Origin of the sequence: Microbacterium sp. PF5 (assembly GCF_004794315.1) — a bacterium.
Taxonomy (GTDB): Bacteria; Actinomycetota; Actinomycetes; order Actinomycetales; family Microbacteriaceae; genus Microbacterium; species Microbacterium sufflavum.
In genome coordinates, this window is the sequence record NZ_SSDQ01000059.1 from 1 (window position 1) to 8127 (window position 8127).

Annotated in this window: 7 protein-coding genes; 5 read left to right on the plus strand and 2 right to left on the minus strand. The window is 71.3% G+C overall.

The annotated features are described in order from the left end of the window. The first annotated feature begins 89 nt into the window (after positions 1-89). On the plus strand, positions 90-788 hold the full coding sequence (locus DW297_RS03905; RefSeq protein WP_136029583.1) for a DUF2520 domain-containing protein: 699 nt from the start codon (positions 90-92) through the stop codon (positions 786-788). Positions 789-794: 6 nt separating this feature from the next. On the opposite strand, the gene DW297_RS03910 is transcribed toward DW297_RS03905, so the two are convergent. Then, a complete protein-coding gene (locus DW297_RS03910) occupies positions 795-2681 on the minus strand; it encodes a DUF2207 domain-containing protein (protein ID WP_136029573.1) in 1887 nt (628 codons plus the stop codon). 80 nt (positions 2682-2761) lie between these two features. On the opposite strand from DW297_RS03910, the gene lysS reads away from it, so the two are divergent. Beyond that, the gene (gene lysS, locus DW297_RS03915; RefSeq protein ID WP_136029575.1) at positions 2762-4294 is read left to right on the plus strand and encodes a lysine--tRNA ligase; all 1533 of its coding nucleotides are present in this window, start codon (positions 2762-2764) and stop codon (positions 4292-4294) included. A gap of 11 nt (positions 4295-4305) precedes the next feature. On the opposite strand, the gene DW297_RS03920 is transcribed toward lysS, so the two are convergent. Further along, a complete protein-coding gene (locus tag DW297_RS03920; RefSeq protein WP_136029577.1) occupies positions 4306-5418 on the minus strand; it encodes a DUF4192 family protein in 1113 nt (370 codons plus the stop codon). Positions 5419-5528: 110 nt separating this feature from the next. On the opposite strand from DW297_RS03920, the gene DW297_RS18770 reads away from it, so the two are divergent. The 3 genes from DW297_RS18770 (at position 5529) to DW297_RS03930 (ending at position 8054) form a co-directional block, all read left to right on the plus strand. Beyond that, positions 5529-5702, plus strand: coding sequence for a hypothetical protein (locus tag DW297_RS18770; RefSeq protein WP_168387235.1), 174 nt, complete (start codon positions 5529-5531; stop codon positions 5700-5702). 86 nt (positions 5703-5788) lie between these two features. Continuing rightward, positions 5789-7249, plus strand: coding sequence for a cardiolipin synthase (cls, locus tag DW297_RS03925; protein ID WP_136029579.1), 1461 nt, complete (start codon positions 5789-5791; stop codon positions 7247-7249). A 58-nt stretch (positions 7250-7307) separates the two neighbouring features. Next, complete coding sequence (locus DW297_RS03930) at positions 7308-8054, plus strand: hypothetical protein (protein ID WP_136029581.1); 747 nt, start codon at positions 7308-7310, stop codon at positions 8052-8054. Positions 8055-8127 lie beyond the last annotated feature (73 nt).

The following is an 8127-nucleotide window of genomic DNA, read 5'->3' on the forward strand; positions in this document are numbered from 1 at the left end:
CCGGTGCAGCCTCCCGCGGTGCAGCCGCCGCCGACGCCGCCCGTGGTTCCGCCGACCCGCCGGTCGTCGAGGCCGGCTCCGACCGAGGAATGAGCGCCGTGCGGGACGGCCGGCTGGGCGTCGGCATCGTCGGTGCAGGTCGCGTCGGGCCCGTGCTGGGCGCTGCGCTCGCCGGTGCAGGTCACGCCGTCGTCGGTATGACCAGTGGATCCGACGACGAACGAGCCTCGGCCGTGCTCCCCGGTGTGCCCGTGCTCGAGACGCAGGAGGTCGTCCGCCGGGCCGAGCTCGTGATCCTCGCCGTGCCCTCCGAGCAGCTCCCGGCGCTTGTCGCCGGCATCGCCGAAGTGGGTGGGTGGCAGGTGGGTCAGCTGGTGCTGCACACCGATGCGGCGCACGGCATCGAGGTGCTCCGTCCTGCCGCTGAGCGCGGAGCGATCCCGCTGGCGGTGCACCCGGCGATCACGTTCACCGGGACATCGATCGATCTCCGTCAGTTGCAGGCCGGCTATGCCGCGGTGACCGCTCCCGCGGCCGTCCTTCCCATCGCGCAGGCGCTGGCCGTGGAGATGGGCTGCGAACCGGTGGTGATCGCGGACGCGGACCGGCCTGCGTACGCGGATGCGATCGCGACTGTGACCGAGTTCTCGCGGTCGATCATCGGGCAGTCCACGTCCCGGCTGCGGGAGATCGGCGTCGACAATCCCGGGGGGTACCTGTCTGCGCTCGTGCAGTCCACGGTGGAGCGGGCGCTGCGCGAGTCGTCCGAGCCGCCACCCCTGATCTGACGGCGCTCACCGTCCGCCCGAGAAGCCGCCGCCGCCCCCGCCGCCCGAGAAGCCGCCGCCGAACGATCCGCCGCTCGACGAGGACCCGGTCGTCGGCGCCGTGTACGTCGCCGCCGACTGCGACGACGACATGAACGCCGCGAGCTGCACGCGCAGCGCGAGCGAGGTGGGATCGCCGATCCAGGCCGCGCCGCGCTGCTCTCGGGTGTAGGCGCGTTCGAGGACCTCGCCCCACTCGTCCTCCATCCCGAACAGCATCGCGTACGGCAGCAGTCGCTCATACACGTGGATCACCTCGGCACCATCGACCTCACGGCGTTCCGCACCGGTGTACGACTGCAACATGCGCAGCCGGTCCTCCTCGGCCACGCGGATGAACTCGCGCACGCCCTGGAGGTACTCGAGCGTCCGGGCACCCTCCGGGGTGAGCACGGTGTGCTTCGAGAACGAGTAGAAGGCGGCGATGCCGACCAGCACCACGGCGAACGCCGCGGCGACGAGCGCCGGGATCGCGGCCAGCCGCCCGCTCGCCACGGCCCAGATGCCCACCCCGAGGCCCGCCAGCGCGATCGCGATGGCACACCACTGCACGACGACGGCGCCGCGACTCCGGGCCCGCTCCGTGAGGCCCCGCGTGGCGGCGGCCGTGGACCCGGCGGTGGTGAGCGCCGACATGCGGGCGGCGAAGCTCTCGCTCGCGGTCGGCAGGTCGACCACGCCTTCCGCGTCGGCGCCGTGGAACAGGGCGTCGAGGGCGGCCGCATCGAGCTCGTCCGGTGCGGAACCAGCAGGAAGACGGCGAAGTCGGGGTTGCTCGGGGCTGTCCCCCTCCTCGATGCGCAGCGCTTTGCGAACCGCGAGGTGCACGATCTCCGCGGGGGTCACATCCTGCGCCTTCGGGATGACCGCGGCGGCGACGAGCGGCGGCAGCGTGTCGGGCACGTCGTACTGGGCGACGACGATCCCCGTCGCGCGGCGGCGACGTCGGGTGAAACCTGCAACGGCGAGCCACCCCGCGACCGCGACGCCGACCGCGCCGATCGCCGCTATCAGCGGCCCGACGTCCGCGACCGGGTCAGGCGTGCGGGCCGGTGGCTGCTGGACGGTGCCCGCCTCGAACCCGATCGCGACCGTCACGCCGTCCCCGGCCGCAAGGTCTGCCGCCGACGTGCGGAACGTGGCGCCGTCGCCCGTGGGGTCTGGACCGTCGAGCGTGCACGCGGTCGTGGATCCCGCCGGCCCCTGGTAGCAGCGGGTCGAACCGGTGAGCCTCGCGGCCAGCGCAGCGTCCACGTGGACTTCGGCGTCGAACCGCTCGATCGGCTGCGTGCTGTCCAGCGGAAGGAGGTTCCAGTAGAACTCGTCGACCGCGGGCGTCGCGGAGTCTCTCGGCGACGTGGCCAGGACGACATCGCTCATCTCGTACTCGATCACATACGTCGTCAGGCCGCGCGCGTACTGGTCGTCGCCGGTGAGCACCAGCAGCAGTCCGTCCTCGTCGTCGGTCTCGAACGGGACGTCGCGCCCTTCGCCGTCGGTGACGGACAGCACGCGGGTGTCGATGCGGGCGTTCTCGTACGAGGTCGCGAGGCCCCGGACGATCCCGCGGTTCTGGTCGAACTCAGGGAACCGTGCCACGAGGGTCTCGGTCACGTGGAGGCGAGCGCGACCGTCGACGAGACTCAGGTCGTAGGTGGCGTCCCACGACGCGTACGAGAAGTCGTCCACGTCGGCGGCGACCGCAGCGGCCGCGGCTGCCGGCGCGACCGCAGCGCGGTCCGACCGGGCGGAGGTGAGTGCCGGAGCGGCGGAGGCCGAGGCGACGGGGAGGACGATGGCGCCGGCGGCGAGGACGAGGGCGGCGGAAGCGCGGGCGATCCTGGAGAGGGCCATGCACCGAGGCTACCCAGCGACGGCCGCGGGCCCGCATCGAGCCTCGGTAAACTGGGGGAGACTTCCAAGGAGCCCCGCACATGACTGACGCGTCCGCCGCGCCCGAATCGGCCACGACCGACTCTTCCCCCGAGGACGACGTCCACGAGCAGAAGGCGGTGCGACTCGCCAAGCGCGAGCGCCTGATCGCCCGACGCTCGGATGCGGGGGGCGGCGCGTTCCCCGTGGGCGTGCCGGTGACCCACTCGATCCCCGCCCTGCGTGCGGAATACGGCGAGCTGGAGGCGGGCGCGGAGACCGGTGTCGTGGTCGGGGTGGCTGGCCGCGTGGTCTTCAGCCGCAACACCGGCAAGCTCTGTTTCGCGACGCTGCAGGCCGGCGACGGCAGCCGCATCCAGGCGATGGTCTCGCTCGCGAACGTGGGCGAGGAGTCGCTGGCCGACTGGAAGGAATACGTCGACCTCGGCGACCACGTGTTCGTGCACGGCGAGGTCATCTCGAGCCGCCGCGGAGAGCTGTCGATCATGGCGGACGACTGGGCGATCGCGTCGAAGGCCATCCTGCCGCTGCCGAACGCCTATGCGGAGCTCAGCGAGGAGGGCCGCGTGCGCAGCCGCTACCTCGACCTGATCGTGCGCGAGCAGGCCCGCACGACCGTCCGGGCGCGCGCCGCCGTGAACGCCAGCCTGCGGGCGACGTTCGCGAGCCACGACTACCTCGAGGTCGAGACCCCGATGCTGCAGGTGCAGCACGGTGGGGCATCGGCGCGTCCGTTCGTCACGCACTCGAATGCATTCGACACCGAGCTCTACCTGCGCATCGCTCCGGAGCTGTACCTCAAGCGGGCCGTGGTCGGCGGGATCGAGCGCGTGTTCGAGATCAACCGCAACTTCCGCAACGAGGGCGCCGACTCGACGCACAGCCCCGAGTTCGCGATGCTCGAGGCCTACCAGGCCTACGGGGACTACAACCAGATGGCCGCCCTCACGCAGGAGCTCGTGCAGCAGGCGGCGATCGCGGTCTCCGGCTCGACGACCGTGACCTGGGCGGACGGCACCGAGTACGACCTCGGCGGCGAGTGGGACCGCATCTCCATGTACGAGTCGCTGTCGGCGGCGTCGGGCCGCACGGTGACGCCGCAGGACGCGGTGGAGGACCTGATCTCGTTCGCGCAGGCCCACGGTGTGGACGTGCCGCCGCAGGCCACGCACGGCAAGCTGGTGGAGGAGCTCTGGGAGCACTTCGTGAAGGGCGACCTGGTGCGCCCGACCTTCGTGATGGACTTCCCCGTCGACACCTCGCCCCTCGTGCGCGAGCACCGCTCGATCGCGGGCGTCGTGGAGAAGTGGGACCTCTACATCCGCGGGTTCGAGCTCGCGACGGGGTACTCGGAGCTGGTCGACCCGGTCATCCAGCGGGAGCGGTTCGAGGAGCAGGCGAAGCTCGCGGCCCGTGGCGATGTCGAGGCGATGCCGATCGATCAGGAGTTCCTGCGGGCACTCGAGCACGGCATGCCGCCGTCCGGCGGCATGGGGATGGGGATCGACCGTCTGCTGATGGCCATCACCGGCCTGGGCATCCGCGAGACCATCCTCTTCCCCCTCGTGAAGTGACCGGCACCCGTTCATCGGCGGGTCCGTCCGCGGAAGGCCCAGTCGGGTAGCGCCTCCTCGGCGATCAGCCGCTCGAGGAGCATGGCGAGGCTGTACTCCCGATCGATGTCGCGCGCGAGCTCGACGTAGCGACCGGCGTGCGTGGCGCGGCCGAGTGCCCACGACAGCCACGCCGCTGCGGTGAGGGGCGCGGGTCGTGCCGTGCGTGGTGCCCTCGCTGCGGCATGACGCACCACCTGCAACGCGCTGCGGAGCCGATTCGGATCGGGTGCGGGTCCGCGGCCGACGAACACCCGCCCGAGCTCGTCGGGGATCGGGCTGCCCGAGGCGGTGAAGGCGAGCTGCGCCTGGAGCGCACGGATACCGCCCTCTCGATCGCTCGCCCACTGCGCAAGGGCGGCGTCGCGGAGCGCGGGGCGCTGAAGGCACCAGAGCAGCGCCGCCCAGGCGAAGGGCGGGATCGTGTCCGGGCCCTTCAGCACCGCTTCGAAGAGCCCGGGGAGGTCGTCCAGCAGCGCGAGCGCGGCGAGCGCCTGCGGATCCTCCCGACCGGACACGCGGCCCTTCCCGTCCAGCGCGCCGCGGAGCCCGGTCAGCGCGCGCTCGACGCGCTGGCGCTCGGGTGCCCCCACGCGCGGAACCCGGGCTCCCGCGAGCTGGTCGCCGGACACGTCGCCGATCGAGGGGTGCGCGGGCGTGGGGCCGATCTCGGCGAGCGGCTTCAGCGTCGGCTTCCGGTCGAGGTAGCTGCTCCACCCGCCCGGCGTCACGCAGAGAGCATCCATCACTCGCATGCCCGCACCGCGCAGGCCGGCGAGAAGATGATCCACCACCACGGCGCCGGGCAGCACCAGGCCGTCCGCCGTCGTGACGCTCTCCTCGTCCGTGTACACGACGACGGCGGCGCCGTCCGTGCCGCGGACGCGCTGCAGGAGCCGCACGGCCGAGGCGGCGTAGCGGCCGGGGGGCATCGCGTCGTCGGGCGGGTCGAGCCGCATCGCCCCGTCGGTGCGGGAGCCGCGGAACGGCAGGAGCACGATGCTCCGGCGCGGAGTGAACCCGGCGAGGGTGGGGACGATGCCCAGGAACTGGGCGGAGTCGGAGGCGTTGAGCACGGTGGTCATCCCGAGAGCATCGCCCGGTGGGCATCGCGTGACGGGCCGCGAACCCGCAGTCGGGGGAGCATTCGTGGGAACCGGGCTCTGTGGAGGAGACCCTCGCGTACCATGGAGTCATGGACAACTTCTGGCTCGCCGCGGCATGGTCGCTCCTGCCGACCATCGGAGTCAGCATCGTGTTCGTCGTCGTCCTCCGCGGCATCCTGCGCTTCGACCGCACCGAGCGGAAGGTGCACGCCCAGATCGAGGCCGAGGAACGCGCCGCGCGCGGACTCCCGCCGCGCACCTGAGTCCGACCCATCCGCTACTGTGAAGCGAGCGTGCCTGGTCTGGCGCGCACCGGGGTCATGACCCCTGATGCGGGCGAGGGGGTGCGATGACAGCCTGGACCTGGGGCTGGTGGTTCGCGGTCTTCCTCCTGCTCCTCGACATCACGATCCGCGTCACCGCCATCATCGTGATCCCGCGCAACCGGCGTCCCACGGCAGCGATGGCGTGGCTGCTGGCGGTGTTCTTCATCCCCTTCGTCGGCGTGTTCCTCTTCCTCCTCATCGGCAACCCGCGACTGCCGCGGGCCCGCCGCCGCAAGCAGGACCAGATCAACGAGTACATCGCCGAGACCAGCGAGCACCTGCACTTCGGCACGCTGCGTCCGAACGCCCCCGCGTGGTTCGGACCGATCGTGCAGATGAACCAGCGCCTCGGAGCCCTCCCGCTCTCCGGTGACAACGGCGCGCACCTGATCTCCGACTACCAGGAGTCGCTCGACGAGATGGCGGAGGCGATCCGCACCGCCCAGGACTACGTGCACGTCGAGTTCTACATCCTGCAGTCCGACGAATCGACCGACAACTTCTTCCGCGCGCTCGAAGAGGTCGCGGCACGCGGGGTCGCGGTGCGCGTCCTGCTCGACCACTGGGCCAACCGGGGCAAGCCGCGCTACCGCCAGACCGTCGCACGACTCAACGCGATGGGGGCCGACTGGCACCTGATGCTGCCCGTGCAGCCGCTCAAGGGGAAGATGCAGCGCCCCGACCTGCGCAACCACCGCAAGCTGCTCGTCGTCGACGGGAACATCGCGTTCCTCGGGTCGCAGAACATCACCGACTCGACCTACAACCTGCGCAAGAACATCCGCCGCGGACTGCACTGGGTCGACCTCATGGTGCGCCTCGACGGGCCGGTCGTGCTGAGCGTGAACGCCATCTTCCTGAGCGACTGGTACAGCGAGACCGATGTGGTCCTCCAGGAGATCGACATCGCGCACGCCAACATCGGCTCCGGCGATCTGGACTGCCAGGTCGTGCCGTCCGGTCCGGGGTTCGAGGTGGAGAACAACCTCCGGCTCTTCCTCGCGCTGCTGTACGCGGCGAAGAAGCAGATCATGATCATCAGCCCGTACTTCGTCCCGGACGAGGCGCTGCTGCTGGCCGTCACCGCAGCGGTCGATCGCGGCGTCCAGGTCGAGCTGTTCGTCTCGGAGGAGGGCGACCAGGCGATGGTCTACCACGCCCAGCGCAGCTACTACGAGGTGCTGCTGCGGGCGGGGGTGCGCATCTGGATGTACCGCAAGCCCTACATCCTGCACACCAAGAGCCTCACGATCGACGACGAGGTGGCGGTGATCGGCTCGAGCAACATGGACATGCGCTCGTTCGGTCTCAACCTCGAGGTGTCGATGCTCGTCCGTGGCGAGGAGTTCGTCAGGGAGATGCGCGAGGTGGAGGACAAGTACCGGTCGCTCAGCCGCGAGCTCACGCTCGAGGAGTGGATGCAGCAGCCGCTGCGGTCCACCGTGCTCGACAACCTGGCGCGGCTCACCTCGGCGCTGCAGTGACCGGCCCCGCGGGCCGAGCCCCGTAGGCAGGGGAGGATGCCGCGAGTACCCTGAGGGCATGACTCCTCGCCGGCTCCTCCTCGTCGCGTCCTCCGCGCTCGCCGCGGCCCTGCTCCTCGCCGGTTGCACGGTGGGTCCGGGCAACACCGCCCCGAACTCGACATCGGAGCCGTCGAGCGGTCCGGGCAACGCGGGCGGCGGTGACGATTCGGGCGACCTGGAGGGCGCACTGCTCGACGACGGGCGCATGTTCGCGGTCGTCAGCTGGGGCTCCTCCACGTGCCTGCCCCAGGTCGACCAGGTCTCCGCGGAGGGCCAGACGGTGTCAGTCACGCTGGTCGAACCCGAGGGCGACGGCGCGACGGAGACGGCGTGCACGGCGGATCTCGCTCCGCGCGCGAGCGTCGGCGCGCTGCCGGAGGGCGTGGATCCGACCAAGGACATCACCCTCCAGGTGACCTACGGGGACGTTTCCGATGACATCGACCTCGACGGCGACCCGGACGCGACCGGCACCCCGGGCGACCCGACGTCGTACGAGCCGTCCGCGGGATGGTTCGACGACGGCGGGCTGGTGCTGCTGACGTGGGGCTCGTCCGGATGCCCGCCCGTCGTGGAATCGGCCGAGGGCTCGGGCTCCGCGGGCACGGTCACCTTCGTCACCGACGACACCCAGGTGTGCACGATGGACATGGCCCCGCGCGCGACCGTGATCGAGTTCCCCGAGGACGACGTGGACGACGACGCGCCGTTCACCCTCACGCTCGTGGGCGGCGGACTCGACGGCACGGTGCAGGTGCGCTGACCCCGGCGCCGCCCCGTCAGAGGATGTGCACGGGGTGGCCGGCGGGCAGCGCCAGCAGCAGAGCGCCCGGGTC